Source organism: Actinoplanes subglobosus (genome assembly GCF_042650585.1).
GTDB lineage: Bacteria > Actinomycetota > Actinomycetes > Mycobacteriales > Micromonosporaceae > Actinoplanes > Actinoplanes subglobosus.
Window position 1 is genome coordinate 283,398 of sequence record NZ_JBHSBL010000012.1, and the last position, 18,459, is coordinate 301,856.

Sequence of the window (18,459 nt, forward strand, 5' to 3'; positions counted from 1 at the left end):
CGATCGAACTGTACGAGAACTCATCCGCCACCTCACCTCCAACCAGTGATCAAGATACCGGTTACTGGAGGTGATACGGCCCGCGTGGGGGCACCGGCCCAATGCGTGGCGAAAGCGTTATCCACCGGCTACGGACACACCACTGGCTACGGACACGAAGAGGCCCCCGCCTCGCGACGGGGGCCTCCACTACGAACTGTTACTTGGTGATCCGGACCGTGTAGTACGCGGCCGCGGAACTGTTACCGGCCTTGTCACCGGCCCAGTAGGTGATCTGGAGCGTGCCACGGTCGACACCGCTGATCGCCGTCCGCCAGTTGCCCTTGGCATCCGGGGTGACGACCAGGACCGCCGCCTTGGACGAGGCGACCTGCTTCGAGGAGGCCTTGGTCCACTTGCCGGCGGAGTAGTAGTACCACTTGCCGCCGGAACGCTGCTGGATCAGCTTCACCTTCACGGCCGCGACGCCGAGACCCTTGTCGCTGACCGTTCCGCCGACGCTCTTCCAGGACGAACGCCACTCCTTGTACCACGGCGTGCTGAGCTTCACGGTGGGCTTGTAGACGTCCTTGACGACCTCGACCACGCCGGCCGGGAACGTCTGGCCCGGGCCGGCGACGTTCGCCGGGACGACCGTGACGGTGAACTTGCCCGCCTTGGTGTACGCGTGCGACACCTTGGTGTTGTTCGCCGAGGTCTTCGTCGTGGTGCCGTCGCCCCAGCTGATCGAGTACTCGGTCGCGCCGGCGACGCCGCCCGCGGTCAGGGTGACCGACTGCGACACCCAGATCGACTTCGTGTTCAGGCTGAACGAGCCGGTCGGCTTGGTGACCGCCACCGTGGACGTACCGGTGAACGTCGCCGCACCGCTGTTGCCGGCCTCGTCGGTCAGCGTGACGGTGACCTGGTAGCTGCCCGCCGCGGCGTAGGTGTGCGTCGCGGTGGTGCTGCCGGCCGCCAGGGTCTCGGCCGCGCTGCCGTCGCCCCAGTTGACCACCCGGGTGACCTTCGCGTTGTCGCTGACGTCGTCGTCGAGCGCGGTCTCGGTCAGGGTCACCTTCTGGCCGGTCCAGATCGCCGCGGTGTTCAGGGCGTAGGTGCCGGTCGGGGCGGTGCTGTCCAGGACACCCGGGGTCGCACGGAACACGGTGTCCGCGGTGATCGGGGTGTTCTGGGCGAAGTAGTTCACCAGCATCGTCAGGTCGTTGTCACCGGTGGTGACCACGCCGACCTTGCTGATCAGCGACGGGAAGTTGTCGCCGCCGCCCGCGAGGAACGAGTTCGTCGTCACCCGGTAGTCGCCGTTCGGGTCGATGGTGACCCCGTTCAGCTTGATCGACGAGGGGATGATCCGCTTGCCCTGCGGCTGGCTCGCGTCGAAGGAGTAGGTGAAGCCCTTCGAGACACCCAGGTGCAGGTACGGGCGAGCCGCACCGGCCGGCTGCCACTGCTCCTCCAGCGCCGCCTTGATCGCCGAGCCCTTGAGGGTCCGGGTCACCACGTCGTTGGAGAACGGCTGCACAGCGAAGGCCTGCGAGTAGGTGACCGTGCCGTCGGTGCCGTACTTGATGTCGGCCCGCAGACCACCCGGGTTCATGAAGGCGATCTGCGCGCCACCACGTCCGGCGTCCTTGGTCTGGTCCAGCTGCACGTCGGCGATGAAGTTGCCGAGGACCGACTCGGCGCCACGGTTCTCGGCGCCGGTGCTGGTGTAGGCCCGGAGGATGTCCCCGGAGATCTTGCCCAGCTCGGCCTTGCCCAGCTCGGTGGCGTTCGTCTTGGCCGCGGCGACGATGCCGGCGACCGCGGTGTTGGACGGGTAGCCGGCCACCGTGATCAGCTCGGACGTCGAGGCGGTGACCTCACCCACGGCGGGGTCGTAGGTCAGGACGATCTTGCCGAGCTTTTCGCCGTAGTCCTCCGCCTGGACGACCGGGCGGGTCTTGCCGGGCACACCGGGAACCGGGACCTGGAAGGCGTACGGCTGGTGGGTGTGACCGCTGACGATGGCGTCGATCTCGGCGCTCACCTTGGTGAACGGCCCGAAGACCGGGTCTGCCTGCAGGGTCTCGGCCGAGGTGATGTTGTCGCTCGCGGCGCCCTCGTGGGCGAGGAGCACCAGGACGTCGGCCTCACCGTTGGCCTCGTCGCCGTCGGAGAGCTGCGCGGCCAGGGTGTTCGCCTCGGCGATCGGGTCGTGGAACTTGATGCCCTTGATGCCGTCCGGGTTGACCAGCGAGCCGGTCTGCTCGGTGACGACACCGATGTAGCCGACCCGCACGCCGCCCACGTTCTGGACGTCGTAGGCCTGCAGGACGCGCTTGCCGTCCTCGGTGTAGACGTTCGCACCCAGCAGCGGGAAGTTCGCCCGGTCGCTGACCCGGCCGGTCAGGTCGGCGATGCCCTGGTCGAACTCGTGGTTGCCGACCGCGGAGACGGCGAGGCCGCCCGCGTTCAGCGCGTCGATCGTCGGGTTGTCCTTGTCGATCGCCGAGATGAACGTGGAGGCGCCGATGTTGTCACCGGCCGAGATCCACGCGGTGTTCGGGTTCGCGGCCCGCAGCTGGTCGATCAGCCCGACGAGCTGAGCGGCGCCACCGACGGCCTGGCCGTTGACGGTGGACGGCGACTCGAGCCGGCCGTGGAAGTCGTTGATGTTGAGCAGCTGCAGGTTCACCGGACCGGTCAGGCCGGTCTCCAGGCCGACGACGACCGGGTCGTGGTCGCTGGATCGGAACGGGCCGTTCTCGTAGAACGGCGCGTAGCCGTCGTACTCGAAGGCGAACGACTCGACCGAGTTGATGTTCCAGATGTCGACGCCGGTGATCCGCTTCGCGAACTCGCCGGTGACCAGCGCGTGGTCCAGCGAACCGGACTCGCCGCCGAAGACGTACGAGGACTTGTCCGGGGCGTGCGTGGCGTGCGCGTCGCTGTAGCCCTTGTCGTACAGAACCTGGAGGGGGTCCTCCTGGCCGTACGAGTTGAAGTCGCCGAGCAGGATCACCTTGTCGGTGCCCAGGCCCTCGACGAAGGTGGCCAGCGAGGCCGCCTGACGCTTCCGGTCACCGTTGTACGCGCCCTGCCCGTCACCGGTGTCGACGTTGTCACCGGTCGGCGTGACCGAGGCGCTCTTCGACTTGAAGTGGTTCGACACCACGGTGAAGTCGATGGTGCCGGAGTGGAAGGTCTGCGCGATCGGCTCGCGGGCGTTGCCCCAGACCGTCTCATCGTTGATCGACTTCGACGCGCCCTTCGGCGTGACCTTGGCCGGCTTGTAGATGATCGCGCTGGTGATCACGTCCTGCTCGGCCGGCGTCGGCAGCTCAGCCGGCGACCGGACGTAGTCCCAGGTGCCCGCGCCGTCGACCGCGTTGAGCTCGCCGACCAGCGTCTTGAGCGCCAGCTGGGTCTCGACGGTCTCGAAGCGGACCGAGTTCTCGATCTCCATGAGCGCGACGACGTCGGCGTCCAGGGCGCTGATCGCCGCGACGATCTTCGCTTCCTGCTTCTCCTTGGCCGCCTCGTCGGTCGCGCCGCGCGCCTCGCCACCGAAGTGGACGAAGTAGTTCAGCACGTTGAAGCTGGCCACCCGGATGTCGCCGCCGACCTCCGCCGGCGCGCTGGTGCGCGGGTTGGAGGCCTTGAAGGTGGTCCGGGAGATCGCCGGGGTGGCCGAGTCGACCGGCGTGGCCGGCTGGAGACGCCACTCGCTGAAGCCGTAGCTCAGAACGCTGGAGCCGAACTTCTCGACCGTGTCGCCGACGCGCAGCGGCTGGTCCTTGGTGATGTACGTCGGGGGCAGGCCCGCCGACGCGAGGTTGGTCGTCTTGGCGTCGTCGACCAGGATCCGGCCGGCCTTGTTGGCGGCTTTCTGCGCGTTCGCGGCGTCGCTGCCGGGACGGGCGATGTCGGTCGGGATCCGGGCCGGGACACTGCCGGCCGCGAGGATGACCTCGCCGTACCGGTTGGTGTTGTAGACGTCCGAGACGGTGTACGCGCCGACCGGCGCGACCAGCATGCCCTCGGCGGACTCGCGGGCCTCGTCGCTCAGCGGCAGGGCCAGCGGGACCGGGGCGGGCAGGGTGGCTCCGCTGGAGCAGACCTGCACGTCGGTCTTCGCGCCGATGGTGATCTGGGTGAGCGCGTTGTACTCGCTGACCGTGCCGGTCACCCGGACCACGTCACCGATCGCCACCGTCGGGTGGTTGGCGGCGGTCGCGGTCAGGTAGACGAAGATGCCGTCCGAGGCGGCCCCCGCGACGACCGGGCGGTCACCGCCGCTGCCGGCGGTCTGGATGTAGATGCCGTTGTAACCACCGGTGCGGTGGTCGGCGGTCACGACACCCTCGACGGTCACGACGGAGCCGGCCAGACCGGTCGCCGTGCCGGTGCCCTGCACCTGCGCGATCGTGTGGGTGACCGTGGCGGCGCAGCCGGTGCCCGGCTCCTCGGGGTCCGGCTCCTCCGGCGTCGACGCGGTGTTGAGCGCGCCGAACGTGCTCGTCGCCGCGGCCTTCCACACGCCGTCGATCTTCTGGAGCGACTGACCGGCCAGTGTGGCCTCGGACTCCGACACTCCGATGTCGACGCTGGTCTGGCCGTTGGCCGGACCGCCGACGCCGGTGACGACGCCCTCGTAGCTGAGGAACTCGGCGACCGTGCCGTCCGGCTTCACCAGGGCGATCGCGTCGGGCGCGCCGTTCTGGATGCCGTTGGCCGGGTAGGTCTGCACGACCACGCCCGACGCCGGGACGACCCCGGCGAGCGTGTAGGTCGGCGTGTAGACCGCGCCATTGTTGCCGTTGTACAGGTACAGCTGCCATCCACTCAGGTCGTAACCGACCGGGGCCTCGATCTCAACGGCCTCACCGCTGTCGGCGCCCGCGTTGTCGTAGTGGATCTCGCTGATGAACGGCACATCGGTGGCCGCGGAAACCGGGCCGGTAAGGCTGAGACCAAGCGCAGTCGCCATGACGGCAGCACCCAGCGCACGGAACCCGGCAGGGCTCGGCACTGGGAGAGACCATCCGGCGGTACCCACGCTGCGTATATAGGAACGCATCGAGGTTGACCCTCCGAACGAAGTAGATCCGCCGGAGCGTAGGTATCGATGGTGACGAAAAAAGCTCGGGAAGGTAACGGAAAGGTCATGGACGACCCTATTGATCAAGGGTTTTCCGGCCGTTCATTGTTCGCATTTGTACAGTCGCCGAATCGTAGACCCCGCGACATGTCCCGGAAAACCGGCCCAGCCCACGGCATCGAACGTCGTCTACCAGGGCATTCGGCTGCGACGGGACGGGATAGGTCCGTTCTGTCGCCCAAAACACGGAAGCGCGGGATCGCCGGGATTGCGGGGCTACCGGCGATGTTTCGAGGAGATTTCACAGGTATCGATGAACGAGATCTACAGCACATCGAATACCGATATCGGGACCTCACCCTTAGTGACCGTTAAATGTCCGCTATGCCCGTTATAAAGAAACCGTAAGGACATCGCTGACGATCACCGGACGCCCCGGAACCGAGGATGTCCGGATGCAGAGTTCCAAGGTACGGGCCGCGGTGATCTTCGGAGGCCGGAGCGCGGAGCATGAGGTCTCCTGCCGCTCGGCCGCTTCGGTGTTCCGCTTCCTGGACCGGTCACGCTACGAGGTCACACCGATCCGGATCGCCCGCGACGGCCGCTGGCAGGTCGGCGTGGACACCGGCCCGGAGACCGCCGACACGATCGTCTCCGGCGCCTCGCACCCGGACGACGGCCGCTCCCCGCTCGGCAGCATCACCGACGCCATGGAGGCTCTGAAGGCGGTCGACGTCGCCTTCCCCGTTCTGCACGGGCCCTACGGCGAGGACGGCACCGTTCAGGCACTGCTCGAGCTGGCCGGCGTGCCGTACGTGGGCAGTGGCGTGCTGGCCAGTGCCGCGTCGATGGACAAGGAGTTCACCAAGAAGATCGTCGCGGCCGAGGGCATCGCCGTGGCCGACGGTGTGGTGCTACGCGAGAACGACGGCGACGACATCGGCCCCGAGGACCGGGCGCGGCTCGGCCTGCCGGTCTTCGTGAAACCGTCCCGCAGCGGCTCGAGCGTCGGCGTCTCCCGCGTCGACGACTGGGCGGACCTGCCTCGGGCCGTCCGTCACGCCCGCGAGCACGACACGAAGGTGCTGGTGGAGGTGGCGGTCGTGGGCCGCGAGGTGGACCTCGCGGTGCTCCAGAGCCCGGACGGCTCGGTCGAGGTCGGCCCGGCCCTGGAGATCAACCTGAAGTCCGAGGAGGGCTTCTTCGACTTCGACGCGAAGTACACCTCCGGGCTGGTGGAGTTCCGCATCCCGGCCGAGCTCGATCCCGCGCACCTGGAGCTGCTCTCCGACGCGGCCCGCCGGTCGTTCGAGGCGCTGGGCTGTGCCGGTCTGCTGCGCGTCGACTTCTTCCTGGCCGAGGTCGACGGCCAGGCGGTGCCGGTGCTCAACGAGGTCAACACGCTGCCCGGGTTCACCGAGCTGTCGCAGTTCCCGCAGATGTGGCGGGCGGCCGGTGTCGAGTACCCGGAGTTGCTCGACCGGCTGTTCACCACCGCGCTCGCGAGCGCACGCCCATCGTGACCGGCGCGGCCATGACCCGGGCGCTGATCGACCTCGACGCGATCGCGCACAACACCCGGCTTCTGGCCCGCTCCGCGAACGGATCGGGAGTGATGGCCGTGGTCAAGGCGGACGGGTTCGGCCACGGCGCGGTCGAAGTGTCCCGGACGGCGCTCGCCCACGGCGCCTCCTGGCTCGGCGTCACGTCCCTGCGCGAGGCCCTGGAACTACGGTCCGGCGGCATCACGTCGCCGATCCTGATGTGGCTGTACGCCCCGTTCGAGACACTGGACGAGGCGCTGATCAACGACATCGACGTGTCGGTCGCGTCGGTCACCGCGCTGGAGACCCTGGCCCGTGCCGCGGAACGCACCGGCCGAACCGCGGGAGTGCACCTGAAGGCCGACACCGGGCTGTCCCGTAGCGGCGCCGTCGAGGCGGAGTGGCCGGACCTGCTGACCACGGCGGTCAAGCTCCGCGACGCCGGGTTGATCGAGATCCGCGCCGTCTGGTCCCATCTGGCACACGCCGAGGATCCCGCCGATCCCGGGCTGCGGCGGCAGCTGGCGGCCTTCGACCGGGTGCGGGCCGCGGCCCGCACCGCGGGCGTCGAGGCACCGCTGACGCACCTGGCCAACTCTGCGGCGGTGCTGCAGCTTCCGGAGACCCATTTCGATCTGGTACGCCCGGGCATCGCCCTCTACGGCGCCGAGCCGATCCCCGGCCGGGCGTTCGGTCTGCGTCCCGCCATGACGCTGGAGTCGACGGTCATCCTGACCAAGCGGGTCGGACCGGGCACCGGGGTGTCCTACGGCCCCGAGTTCGTGACCGACCGGGAGACGACACTGGCACTGGTGCCGGCCGGCTACGCCGACGGGGTGCCCCGCATCACCGGCAACCGGGCCTCGGTCGCGATCGGCGGGGTGCGCTGCCCGATCGTCGGCCGGGTGGCGATGGACCAGGTGGTGGTCGACGCCGGGGACAGCCCGGTGGTGGCCGGCGACCGCGTGGTGATCTTCGGCAACGGCGAGAACGGGGAGCCCACGGTCAGCGAGTGGGCCGCGTGGGCGGGCACGAACGCGCACGAGATCCTCACCGGCATCGGGACGCGGGTACCCCGGGTGCACTACTCGGTGGAGTCGCCGAACGAGACCTCGACCCGGAGCCCGTCACGCCCGGTGGAGTGCGCGGAGATGACCCCGTCGTGAGCGCGGACGATCGCCCGCACGATGGCGAGGCCGAGGCCGGCTCCGCCACTGTGGTCGATCCGCGTGCCGGACAGCCGGCGGAACGGCTCGAAGAGACCGACCACGGCGTCCGGCGGGACGTCGTCGCCGGTGTTGGCGATCGACAGGGCCGGCCGTACGCCGACCTCGACGGTGATCGTGCCGCCCGGCCGGTTGTACTTGATCGCGTTCTGCACCAGATTGTTGACGAGCCGTTCGAGCAGCACCCGTTCGCCACGGACGGTCCGCTCGGCGAGTGTCCGGGTGATCGCCACCCCGGCCTCGGCGGCCCGCGTCTCGTAGTCGTCGAGGACCGTGCCGACGACCGTGTCCAGGCGCACCGGCACCCGGGCGGCCAGACCGCGGTCGCACTCGCTGAGGACGAGCAGGCCCTCGATGAGACGCTCGTTGCGCTCGTTGGTGGCCAGCAACTGTGTCGCGAGCAGGTCCAGTTTGTCCGGTGTGGTGGCTCGGCCGAGCCCCACCTCGATCAGCGTGCGCTGCACCGCGAGCGGGGTACGCAACTCGTGCGCCGCGTTGGCCGCGAAGTGCCGCTGCGCCTCGTAACCCATCACGATCCGGTCCATCATCGCGTCGATGGCCCGGGCCACCTCGGTGATCTCCTCCGGCCCGTCGCCGGCGTTGATGCGGTAACCGAGGTTCTGCGGTCCGACCCGCGCGATGGCCGGGACCAGGCGGCGGAACGGGTCGAGGATCCAGCGGGCCCCGACGCGTGCGACCACCAGCAGGCCGGCCAGGGTGACCGTGAGCGCCAGCAGCACCTGCCAGCCCTCGTGCTCGGCGATCGACCGGCAGATCGCGCCACGCTGGGCGGCCGCACCGCAGATCGCCGTGCCGGCCAGCCGCAGCCACAGGTGCAGCAGTTCGAGCAGGGTGGTCGCGGCGACTCCGGCCAGGAAGGCGAACCCGCTGACGATCAGGGCACGCCGGCCCGGCGCGAGCGCCGTCATCGCCCCAACCGGTATCCCACCCGTGGCACCGTGTGGATGACCGGCGGCTCGCCCAGCTTCTTGCGCAACGTCATGATCGTCACGCGTACCGAGTTGGTGAACGGGTCGGCGTTTTCGTCCCAGGCCTGTTCGAGGAGGTCCTCGGCGCTGACGACCTGGCCGCCGGCACGCAGGAGCACCCGCAGGACGGCGAACTCCTTCGGCGTCAGGTTGAGAGTCAGCCCGTCCCGGGACGCGAAGTGCCGGATCGTGTCGAGCACGACGCCGTCCTGTTCGAGGACCGGTTTGAGCCGGGCCGCCGAGCGCCGGGCCAGCGCCTGCACCCGGGCGACCAGTTCAGCGAAGGCGAACGGCTTGGTCATGTAGTCGTCGGCGCCGAGCCCGAGGCCCTCCACCCGGTCCCGGATCCCGGCCGCGGCGGTGAGCAGCAGCAACCGGGTGTCGAGCCCCGAGTCCACGACCCGCGTGCACACCTCGTCGCCGGTGATGCCCGGCATGTCCCGATCCAGGATCGCCACGTCGTATCGGTGCAGGCTGATTTTCTCCAACGCGCTGTCACCGTCATAGACGACGTCGACCGCCATGGCGAACTGACGCAAGCCGTCGGCCACCGTGTCCGCGAGTATTCGTTCGTCGTCAGCCACCAGTACGCGCACGCTCTGTTACCTCCCCCGCCTATCGTCGCCGATCCGGCAGCCACGATAACTTCACGGAGGAAACCCGGCAGAATTTCCGCCCGCGGGCGCCGCGCCGCAGGGTGTCGAACACCCCTCCCCCTTTTCTTGACTCATTCCAGAAAAGCAGGGCAGACTGCGAGCCGAACTCGACAGATCACACGCTCGCTACCCGGAGGACTTCGTGGCAGACGAACTCGCCGCAGCTCAAGGAAAGTGCCCCGTCGCGCACGGCGGCTCCGGCTCGCACGGTGGCCGGGCCAACCGGGACTGGTGGCCCAACCAGCTCGACCTCAGCGTGCTGCACGCCAACTCCCCGGCCGGCAACCCGAACGGCGGCGACTTCGACTACGCCGCGGCCTTCAACAGCCTCGACCTGGCCGCCGTGAAGGCGGACATCAACGCGCTGATGACCGACTCGCAGGACTGGTGGCCGGCCGACTTCGGCCACTACGGCCCGCTGTTCATCCGGATGGCGTGGCACAGCGCCGGCACCTACCGGACCTTCGACGGTCGCGGCGGTGGCGGCTCCGGCCAGCAGCGCTTCGCACCGCTGAACAGCTGGCCGGACAACGGCAACCTGGACAAGGCGCGGCTGCTGCTCTGGCCGGTGAAGAAGAAGTACGGCAAGAACATCTCGTGGGCCGACCTGATGATCCTGGCCGGCAACGTGGCCCTGGAGAGCATGGGCTTCGAGACCTTCGGTTTCGGCGGCGGCCGCCCCGACGTCTGGGAGCCCGAGGAGGTCAACTGGGGCACCGAGGACACCTGGCTGGACGACCGGCGTTACAGCGGCGACCGTGAGCTGGCCAAGCCGCTCGGCGCCGTGCAGATGGGTCTCATCTACGTCAACCCGGAGGGCCCGAACGGCAACCCGGACCCGCTGGCCTCGGCCCGGGACATCCGGGACACGTTCGGCCGGATGGGCATGAACGACGAGGAGACCGTGGCACTGATCGCCGGCGGTCACACCTTCGGCAAGACCCACGGCGCCGGCCCGGCCGAGAACGTCGGCCCCGAGCCCGAGGCCGCCCCGATCGAGGCGCAGGGTCAGGGCTGGAAGAGCACCTTCGGCACCGGTGTCGGCGCCGACGCGATCACCAGTGGTCTGGAGGTCACCTGGACCTACCACCCGACCCGCTGGGACAACGAGTTCTTCCACATCCTCTTCGCGTACGACTGGGAGCTCACCCAGTCGCCGGCCGGCGCGCACCAGTGGCGTCCGAAGAACGGTGCCGGCTCCGACCTGGTGCCCCATGCGTTCGACGCGTCGAAGCGGCAGGAGCCGCGGATGCTGACCTCGGACCTGGCGCTGCGTTTCGACCCGATCTACGGGCCGATCTCGAAGCGGTTCCACGACGACCCGGAGGAGTTCGGCAAGGCCTTCGCCAAGGCGTGGTTCAAGCTGACCCACCGTGACATGGGCCCGATCGCTCGCTACCTCGGCCCGGAGGTCCCGTCCGAGCCGCTGATCTGGCAGGACCCGCTGCCCGCGGTCGACCACGAGCTGGTCGGCGCCGCGGACGTCGCGGCCCTCAAGGCCACCGTCCTGGCCTCCGGCCTGTCGGTCTCCGAGCTGGTGGCGACCGCGTGGGCGTCGGCCTCGACGTTCCGCGGCACCGACAAGCGCGGTGGCGCGAACGGCGCCCGCATCCGGTTCGCCCCGCAGAACCAGTGGGAGGCCAACGACCCGGCCCAGCTCGCCAGGGTGCTCGGCGTACTGGAGGGTGTGAAGGCCGAGTTCGACGCGGCCGGTGGCGCGAAGATCTCCCTCGCCGACCTGATCGTGCTGGCCGGCGCGGCCGCCGTGGAGAAGGCCGCGAAGGACGCCGGTTTCGACGTCGAGGTGCCGTTCACCCCGGGTCGTACCGACGCCACCGAGGAGCAGACCGACGCCGACTCGTTCGCGGTGCTGGAGCCCACCCACGACGGCTTCCGCAACTACCTCGCCAAGGGCCACAACCGCCCCACCGAGGCGCTGCTGGTCGACCGCGCTCAGCTGCTCACCCTCACCGCGCCGGAGCTGACCGTGCTGGTCGGCGGCCTGCGGGTGCTGGGCGCCAACACCGCCGGTTCGCCGCACGGTGTCTTCACCGAGACCCCGGGCGTGCTGACCAACGACTTCTTCGTCAACCTGCTCGACTTCGGCACCACCTGGTCGGCCACCGACTCCGACGGCGAGGCCTTCGAGGGCCGCGACCGCCGGACCGGCGAGGTCAAGTGGACCGCGACCCGGGCCGACCTGATCTTCGGGTCGAACTCGGTGCTGCGCGCCCAGGCCGAGGTCTACGGCAGCGACGACGCCAAGGAGAAGCTGATCACCGACTTCGTCAAGGCGTGGGTCAAGGTCGCGAACCTGGACCGCTTCGACCTGGCCTGATCAACGAGTGGTTCTCGCCGGGCCCGGGTCGGCCGTACCGACCCGGGCTCCGCCTGCTGGTACCCTCAGCAACGTCGGGCTCGTAGCTCAGTGGATAGAGCAACCGCCTCCTAAGCGGTAGGTCGCGCGTTCAAGTCGCGCCGGGCCCACTCTCAGATCTTCAATCGCTGTCCCACCCGCAGCCGGTGCGGGCTGCTCAGCACGTCCGAGTTCGCGCGGTAAAGCGCTCGCCACCCGCCCCTGACGTCGTGCCGGGCCGCGATCCGCGCCAGCGTGTCACCCGGCCGGACCACGTAGTTCCCGGTCGACCGGTGCGCCTTTCGCACAGCGCCGCGTGACGCCGCCGTGTAGGCGTGCCGCCGGCCGCACGTCGGCCAGGCGCCGATGCCCTGCCCGCGCACCACCCGTTCGGCGATGCGGATCTGCTCCGACTTCGAAGCCCGGTTCGCGGTGTCCGCGTACTTTCCGCCGCCGTAGGCGCGCCACGTGCTCCGGCTGAACTGGAGTCCCCCGTAGTAGCCGTTTCCGGTGTTGATGCTCCAGTTGCCCCCGGATTCGCAGTGCGCGATCGCCTCCCAGTTGATGTCGGCGTGCGCGGGCCCCGCTAGGGCCACACTTCCGGCGAGTCCGGCGGCCAGCATGCCGACCGCGCGATGGAGTTGTCTTCCGATCTGAGCCATGAGCTTGTCCTCCACGCCTACGAGGTCAGCTGTCGGGTTCGGGCAGAGGTGCCCGGCCGCGTTCGCGGCTTCACCCCGAGGCGCCGTAGCGCCGAGGAACCTATGGGTCCCCCGCTCCATGCCTTGGGTTTGGTCGAACCGTGGTCGGCGGCTGGACTCGGCGTTCCGCCCACGGTGCCCGCATTGTTGCGGACTGCCGAAATGCCGCGTTGCTGGTTGGTTATGCGAGACGCGGCAATGGAGTTGTAGGTCACAAATTAGCCGCTTTGATCTTCCTTTGTGTGGCTAACGTGCCTAATTCGGCGTGGCGCAACAGGTGCGGACACTCCACCGAGGGTGCACAATCTCCGACCATGAGCGATCAACAGCGCGAGTTCGACGTGATCGTCTACGGCGCTTCGGGTTTCGTCGGTGTGCTGGTGGCGCGTTATCTCGCCGAGCACGCCCCCGAGGGCGCACGGCTCGCGCTGGGCGGTCGCTCGGCGGCGAAACTGGAGGGTCTCGGTCTGGACTGGCCCGTCGTCATCGCCGACGCGGGTGACGCGGACGCCCTGACCACGATGGCCGGCCGCACCCGTGTCGTGGTGACCACCGTCGGGCCGTATGCGAAGTACGGCAAGCCACTCGCCCGTGCGTGCGCCGAAAGTGGTACCGACTACGTGGACCTCACCGGTGAGGTGCTCTTCGCCCGGGACAGCATCGACGAGAACCACGAGACCGCACAGCGCACCGGCGCACGGATCGTGCACTCCTGCGGCTTCGACTCGATTCCGTCCGATATCGGCGTTCACGTCCTGCATGAACAGGTCACCCGGGACGGCGCCGGTGAGCTCACCGACACGACCCTCGTGGTGACCAGCATGCGCGGCGGTGTCAGCGGCGGCACCATCGATTCGATGCGCCACCAGGTCGACGTGATGAAGAAGGACACCCGGCTGCGTAAGGTCGGCGCCAGCCCGTACTCGTTGAGCCCGGACCGGCACACCGAACCGGACCTCGGCCGCCAGCCCGACATGCTCACCCTGCCGGGGTCCGACGTGGACCCCAGCGTCCGCGGCCACCTCGCGCCGTTCGTGATGGCGTCCTACAACACCCGGGTGGTGCGGCGCAGCAACGCGTTGCGCGGCTGGGCCTACGGCCGGACCTTCCGGTACCGCGAGGTCATGCGGGTGAAGAGCAAGATCGCCGCCACGCTCGTCAAGAGTGGGATGAACGCCCTGGTCATCGGCTTCGCCGTGCCGCCGTTGCGGTTCGTCCTGGACCGCTTCCTGCCCGCGCCCGGCGCCGGTCCCAGTGAGGACACCCAGCGCAACGGGCACTTCACGATGGATCTCTTCACCACCACCACGACGGGGGCGCGCTATCGCGCGAGGGTCAAGGCCAAGGGCGATCCGGGGTACGCCGCAACGGCCGTCATGCTCGGCGAATCCGCTCTCGCGCTGGCCTTCGACACCGAGGAGCTGCCGAAGTCCGGGGGCGGTGTGCTGACCCCGGCGACAGCGATCGGTGACGCCCTGGTCGGACGGCTGCGCGACGCCGGATTCGAGATCACCGTCCAGCGCCTCTGAGGTCAGCGACGCTGCGCGATCACGTGGTGGACGTGCCAGTGCTTCGGTCCGCTGAAAGCCCGGCCCGGCTCGTCCTCCACCGCCCAGTGCTCGATGGTCAGGCCGTCGAAGAGAGCCCGCGCCTCGGGCTCGGTGAGGCATGTCAGATCGGGCTGGCCGGCCCAGCTGTCCCGATCACCGAACAGGTCGGCGACGATCCGGCCGCCGGGGCGAAGCGCGGCCCGGATCAGCGTCCACAGGCGATCGAAGCCTGCCCTCGTCTGGAACGGGAGCGAGTAGCCGGCGTAGACGAGATCGGCGGCGGGTAGGTCGTACAACTCCTGGAATCTGCTCGTCCTGATCGTCAACGCCGGATGCCGGCCGCCGATCGTGCGCAACAGCCTCGCCTCGGTGCCCGGCTCGCCGTCGACGGCCAGCACCCGCCAGCCCGCGTCGAGGAACGCCCTGGTCTCGCGGCCGGCGCCGCAGCCTAGGTCGACGGCCGTCCGGCCGGCGCCCGGACCGGCGATCGCCATTGCCCGCACGCACGACTCCCGGACCGGCCGCGCGGCCTGACGCGAGTTGTAGGCCGCCCAGTGCTCATCGGTGCGCATCGGTGTGGACATGGTGCGATTTTGCACCCCGAAAGTATGTCCGTGATCCGACCGGTGGACGGTAAGGAATCCTGCACGCCTTTCATATCGATCGCCACTAGCACCAAAGCTGGTCTTACCGGCACGATTGGACAGGTGACCGTCAGCCCGCTGCCCTACCCGCTGAGGTTGACGGGGACCGGCGTCATCCTGCGGGAATGGCGGTGGGAGGACCTCGACGACCTCGTCGCCCTTCTGGACGAACCGGGCATCGCCCGCTGGACGCTGATGCCGTCGCCGTTCGACGTCGAGGCCGGTCTCGCCTACCTGCGCCGGGCCCAGCAGGGCCGCATCGGCGGCAGCCGGATCCAGCTGGCGATCACCGCCGACGGGGGTCCGCCACTCGGCGAGGTGCTGCTCTTCAACGTCCACTCCGAGGGGCACGAGGCCGAGCTGGGCTATCTGGTCGGCCTGCCCTTTCGGCGGCGCGGCCTCGCCACCGCGGCACTGTCGCTGCTCACCGGCTACGCGTTCGACGCGCTCGGGCTCCGGCGGCTGCTGCTGCGCATCGACCGGGGCAACACCGCCAGCACATCGGTGGCACGCCGCTGCGGCTACCGGCCCGCCGCCGAACCACCCATCCAGCAGGACGGGCCGTACGGGCCTGCCACCCTGGACACCTGGGAGTACCTGGAGAATCGCTCCGGGCCGCAGGACGATCGCCGGAAGAACGTCGCGGCCCGGCGGTACGGTCGGCGCTGAGGGGGTGCTGATGATCGACGTGGATCGCGAGCGCGTCATGACGTACCGGATCGCTGCTCAGGGCCTGGCCGACCGCTCCGGCGACCGGCCCGCCGACCTGCCCGTGCTCGACCTCGGCGTCCAGGAGTACACACCTGACTCGACCCGGGTCGCCCTCGCCGCCCGTACCGGCGCCGAGCCGGCCGACGACCGTCTGGTCACCGTGTGGGCCGCCCGTGGCGCACCGCACCTGCATCGCCGCGCCGACCTGCCCGATCTGGTCGAGCAGCTGTGGCCGGTCGGCGACGACGATGCCGCGGCCCGGATCAAGAGCGGGCAGATCCCCGACGCCGGGCGGCTGGGGGTGGAAGCGTTCACGGTGACGGCCACGGCCTTCCGGGAGGTGCTGACCGGGCCGATCCCGCGCGGTGAGGCCAGCACCGAGGTCAGCCGACGGGTTCCGGCCGAGCTGACCTATGAGTGCCGGGCCTGCGGAGCCCGCCATATCGCCGGCAACGTGTGGCAGCACGCCGGGCTGGCCGGTGGCGTCGAGGTGGTCTCCCGCGGCAGGGACGCGATGCTCGGCCCGCTTCCGGACGCGCCGCCGGTCCCGGCCGCCAACCGGGGTGTCGAGCACCTGATCGGGACCTACCTGCGGTTCCTCGGCCCGGCCGGGCCGAGTGAGGTGGCGAGATATCTGGGCACCACGACCACGGCGATCAAGGCGGTGTGGCCGTCCGCCGGTCTGACCGAGGTGCGGGTGGAGGGCCGGCGCGCCTGGCTGCCGGAGTCGGCCACCGCGCTCCTGGAGTCCGCGCCCGCCCCTCGTGGGGTGCGCTGGCTGCCCCCGATGGACCCGCTGCTCCAGGCCCGCGACCGTGATCTGCTGGTGCCCGGCCGGGAGCGGCAGAAAGAGGTGTGGCGCGTTCTCGGCAACCCGGGTGCGCTGCTGGTCGACGGCGAGATCGCCGGCGTGTGGCGGGCCAGGATGGCCGGGCGGAGACGGGTCGACCTCACGGTGACCACGTTCGGGAAGCTGACCGGTGCCCGGATCGGGCAGATCGAGGAGGAGGCGGCGCAGGTGGCACGGGCACGTGGCGCCGACGAGGCGAGGGTGATCCACGAGTGACCACGATCGGGTTCCTGCATACGGCCGAGGTGCACGTCGCGACGTTCCGGGGGCTCTTCGCCGAGCTGGCCCCACCGGATCTGGACGAGTTGCACCTGGTGGACGCGGAGTTGCTCGCCGACGCCCGCCGCACCGGGTCGGCGCCGGGGCTGGCCGGCCGGCTCGCCGAGCTGGCCGCGGCCGGTGCGGACCTCATCGTCTGCACCTGCTCGACGATCGGTGCCGACGCGGAGGCCGCCTCGTCAGGGGTGCCGGTCATGCGACTGGACCGGCCGATGGCCGAGGCCGCGGTCGCCGCCGGCGGCCGGATCACCGTGGTCGCCACCGTCGAGTCCACCGTGGAGCCGACGATGGCGCTGCTCCGGGCGACCGCCGAGCGGGCCGGCCGGCCGGTCGTCCTGACCGCGTCGCCGTGCCTCGCGGCGTGGCGGCACTTCGAGGCCGGTGACATCGCCGCCTACGACGAGGAGATCGCCGCCCACGTCCGGGTGGTCGCCGCGGACGCCGACGTGATCGTGCTCGCCCAGGCCGGCATGGCCGGGGCCGCCGCGCTGCTGCCGGGCCTGGCAGTGCTGACCAGTCCCCGCACCGCGGTCGAGGCGGCCGTCAGGGCCGGTGCCGCTCCGGCATGAGCGGCACCGGCCCCGGTCCTCGGACCCGCCGGGCGACGGGTCAGAAGTCGAACTCGCCGCCGTAGTCGCGGGTGTGGTCGCGGTAGACGGTGTGGTAGTGGATCTGGTCGGAGTAGACGACCCCGGTCTGGCAGATGAACTCGACCCACACACTGGGGCCGTCGATCCGGACGTAGTCACCGTGCGTGTCGAGTGCGGTCCCACCCGACAGCGCCACGAAGGTCTGGTCCAGCTCCTTCTCGTAGATCTTCAGCAGCTGCTGGGTGGTGGCGTCGTCGGCGTTGGCCACCCACGGCCGGATCGCGGCCAGCACCAGCTTCTTCTGCTTCGGGGTCAGGGTCCGCACCGCGATGCCGACCTTGGTGTCCGGGAACTGGCCGTCCTCCCCCGGCCCGACCAGCACGTCACCGAACGACTGCTCCAATGTGGCCGTTGCCAGCTGCTTCTCGGTGAGGCTGGCGGTCAGGGCGGCCATCGCGGTCTTCTGCGCCCGCATCGACTCGACGGTGGCACCGGAGTCGTCGGTGTAGGAGATGGGCTCGACACCGATGAAGAACGGGCTGGCGCTGACCGCCCTCCCCTTCGTGTAGGTGAGGTGGGTGGCCAGGTGGTGGCCGCCGAAATCGAGCTGCCAGGTGCCGTCGACCGACGGGGTGCCGAGGAACGCGAGATAGTAGTAACCACTACCGTAAGTGAGCGTCATGCCGCCTCCGCCGGTGCCGTCGCCGGGCGGCGCACCCGCGGAACCGGACGGTGCCGGCGCGGCCGAGGCATCGGCGGGCGGCGCACCACCGCCGATGCTGCCGCTGGAGTCGGCGGCCAGGATGTCGTCGGCGGCGACGATGTCCTGCAGCTGGTCGAAGCCGGTGCCCTTACCGGTGCCGGCCGCCGCTTTCAGCACGGCGTCGGCCGCGGCCAGTTGCTCCTCGCTGAGGCTTCCGAGCTCGATGCCGGGCCGGCATGTCCCGGCGCACGGCAGGTTGGACCAGGCGGTCGCGTTCTCCTCGGTGAAGTCGAGCAGCACCTCCGCCTTCTGATCGTCGCTGAGCGTCGCCAGGAAGGCGTTCGCGGCGTTGACCAGGCCGGGAAGTCCGGTCCGGCCGCCGGTCGGATCCTTGACCGCCGTCGCGCGGGCCGGTCCGGCGCCCTTGTCGGCGGTGCTCGCGTTCGCCGTGGCGATGCCCGCGCCGACCAGCGCGACAGCCGCTGTGACGGTGGCGACCCCGCGCCACCGGATCTTCAGTTTCACGCACTTCTCCCTTGCGATGAGGCCCCCGCCGATTCGCAACAGGATTGTTGAC

Annotated in this window: 13 protein-coding genes, 1 tRNA gene and 1 riboswitch; of the genes, 8 read left to right on the forward strand and 6 right to left on the reverse strand. The window is 69.9% G+C overall.

Features of this window, described 5'->3' with window-relative positions; translation table 11 throughout:
* Positions 1 to 199 precede the first annotated feature (199 nt).
* The gene (locus ACFO0C_RS12390; RefSeq protein ID WP_378066712.1) at positions 200 to 4,972 is read right to left on the reverse strand and encodes an ExeM/NucH family extracellular endonuclease; all 4,773 of its coding nucleotides are present in this window, start codon (positions 4,970 to 4,972) and stop codon (positions 200 to 202) included.
* A 566-nt stretch (positions 4,973 to 5,538) separates the two neighbouring features.
* Here ACFO0C_RS12390 and ACFO0C_RS12395 point away from each other — a divergent pair.
* Positions 5,539 to 6,606, forward strand: a complete 1,068-nt coding sequence (locus ACFO0C_RS12395; RefSeq protein ID WP_378066713.1) for a D-alanine--D-alanine ligase family protein — start codon at positions 5,539 to 5,541, stop codon at positions 6,604 to 6,606.
* Between the two features lie 11 nt (positions 6,607 to 6,617).
* The gene (alr, locus tag ACFO0C_RS12400) at positions 6,618 to 7,793 is read left to right on the forward strand and encodes an alanine racemase (RefSeq protein ID WP_378066714.1); all 1,176 of its coding nucleotides are present in this window, start codon (positions 6,618 to 6,620) and stop codon (positions 7,791 to 7,793) included.
* On the opposite strand, the gene ACFO0C_RS12405 is transcribed toward alr, so the two are convergent.
* Positions 7,712 to 8,782, reverse strand: coding sequence for an ATP-binding protein (locus ACFO0C_RS12405; protein WP_378066715.1), 1,071 nt, complete (start codon positions 8,780 to 8,782; stop codon positions 7,712 to 7,714). The genes alr and ACFO0C_RS12405 overlap by 82 nt on opposite strands.
* Positions 8,779 to 9,438, reverse strand: a complete 660-nt coding sequence (locus ACFO0C_RS12410) for a response regulator transcription factor (protein ID WP_378066716.1) — start codon at positions 9,436 to 9,438, stop codon at positions 8,779 to 8,781. The genes ACFO0C_RS12405 and ACFO0C_RS12410 overlap by 4 nt, the downstream gene beginning before the upstream one ends.
* A gap of 202 nt (positions 9,439 to 9,640) precedes the next feature.
* Between ACFO0C_RS12410 and katG the strand changes: the two genes are divergently transcribed.
* Positions 9,641 to 11,836 (forward strand): catalase/peroxidase HPI, encoded by a 2,196-nt coding sequence (katG, locus tag ACFO0C_RS12415; RefSeq protein ID WP_378066717.1) that lies wholly within the window; start codon positions 9,641 to 9,643, stop codon positions 11,834 to 11,836.
* Between the two features lie 76 nt (positions 11,837 to 11,912).
* A tRNA-Arg gene (locus ACFO0C_RS12420) sits at positions 11,913 to 11,985 on the forward strand.
* A gap of 3 nt (positions 11,986 to 11,988) precedes the next feature.
* Here ACFO0C_RS12420 and ACFO0C_RS12425 read toward each other — a convergent pair.
* Positions 11,989 to 12,516: a transglycosylase family protein gene (locus ACFO0C_RS12425; protein ID WP_378066718.1), complete on the reverse strand. Its 528-nt coding sequence runs from the start codon at positions 12,514 to 12,516 to the stop codon at positions 11,989 to 11,991.
* A riboswitch (cyclic di-AMP (ydaO/yuaA leader) is annotated at positions 12,516 to 12,662 on the reverse strand. (Overlaps the previous gene by 1 nt.)
* 207 nt (positions 12,663 to 12,869) lie before the next feature.
* Between ACFO0C_RS12425 and ACFO0C_RS12430 the strand changes: the two genes are divergently transcribed.
* A complete protein-coding gene (locus ACFO0C_RS12430) occupies positions 12,870 to 14,084 on the forward strand; it encodes a saccharopine dehydrogenase family protein (protein WP_378066719.1) in 1,215 nt (404 codons plus the stop codon).
* Positions 14,085 to 14,086: 2 nt separating this feature from the next.
* Here ACFO0C_RS12430 and ACFO0C_RS12435 read toward each other — a convergent pair whose 3' ends face one another.
* A complete protein-coding gene (locus ACFO0C_RS12435) occupies positions 14,087 to 14,689 on the reverse strand; it encodes a class I SAM-dependent methyltransferase (protein WP_378066720.1) in 603 nt (200 codons plus the stop codon).
* Between the two features lie 123 nt (positions 14,690 to 14,812).
* On the opposite strand from ACFO0C_RS12435, the gene ACFO0C_RS12440 reads away from it, so the two are divergent.
* Genes ACFO0C_RS12440 through ACFO0C_RS12450 form a run of 3 tightly spaced genes read left to right on the forward strand, consistent with a single transcriptional unit; the run spans position 14,813 to position 17,158 of the window.
* Positions 14,813 to 15,418 carry a GNAT family N-acetyltransferase gene (locus ACFO0C_RS12440; protein ID WP_378066721.1) on the forward strand — a complete coding sequence of 202 codons (606 nt, stop codon included), beginning with the start codon at positions 14,813 to 14,815 and terminating at the stop codon, positions 15,416 to 15,418.
* A 10-nt stretch (positions 15,419 to 15,428) separates the two neighbouring features.
* Positions 15,429 to 16,526 (forward strand): DNA glycosylase AlkZ-like family protein, encoded by a 1,098-nt coding sequence (locus ACFO0C_RS12445; RefSeq protein WP_378066722.1) that lies wholly within the window; start codon positions 15,429 to 15,431, stop codon positions 16,524 to 16,526.
* Positions 16,523 to 17,158: an aspartate/glutamate racemase family protein gene (locus ACFO0C_RS12450; RefSeq protein WP_378066723.1), complete on the forward strand. Its 636-nt coding sequence runs from the start codon at positions 16,523 to 16,525 to the stop codon at positions 17,156 to 17,158. Before ACFO0C_RS12445 ends, ACFO0C_RS12450 begins: the two co-directional genes overlap by 4 nt.
* 40 nt (positions 17,159 to 17,198) lie before the next feature.
* Here the strand turns inward: ACFO0C_RS12450 and ACFO0C_RS12455 are convergent, their stop codons facing one another.
* Positions 17,199 to 18,407 carry a DUF3500 domain-containing protein gene (locus ACFO0C_RS12455; protein WP_378066724.1) on the reverse strand — a complete coding sequence of 403 codons (1,209 nt, stop codon included), beginning with the start codon at positions 18,405 to 18,407 and terminating at the stop codon, positions 17,199 to 17,201.
* Positions 18,408 to 18,459 lie beyond the last annotated feature (52 nt).

Coding starts and splice junctions, on each gene's coding strand:
- ACFO0C_RS12445 (WP_378066722.1), top strand. CDS start 15,429: ATGATCGACGTGGATCGCGAGCGCGTCATGACGTACCGGATCGCTGCT.
- ACFO0C_RS12405 (WP_378066715.1), bottom strand. CDS start 8,782: ATGACGGCGCTCGCGCCGGGCCGGCGTGCCCTGATCGTCAGCGGGTTC.
- ACFO0C_RS12390 (WP_378066712.1), bottom strand. CDS start 4,972: ATGGCGACTGCGCTTGGTCTCAGCCTTACCGGCCCGGTTTCCGCGGCC.
- ACFO0C_RS12430 (WP_378066719.1), top strand. CDS start 12,870: ATGAGCGATCAACAGCGCGAGTTCGACGTGATCGTCTACGGCGCTTCG.
- ACFO0C_RS12395 (WP_378066713.1), top strand. CDS start 5,539: ATGCAGAGTTCCAAGGTACGGGCCGCGGTGATCTTCGGAGGCCGGAGC.
- ACFO0C_RS12435 (WP_378066720.1), bottom strand. CDS start 14,689: ATGTCCACACCGATGCGCACCGATGAGCACTGGGCGGCCTACAACTCG.
- ACFO0C_RS12425 (WP_378066718.1), bottom strand. CDS start 12,516: ATGGCTCAGATCGGAAGACAACTCCATCGCGCGGTCGGCATGCTGGCC.
- alr (WP_378066714.1), top strand. CDS start 6,618: ATGACCCGGGCGCTGATCGACCTCGACGCGATCGCGCACAACACCCGG.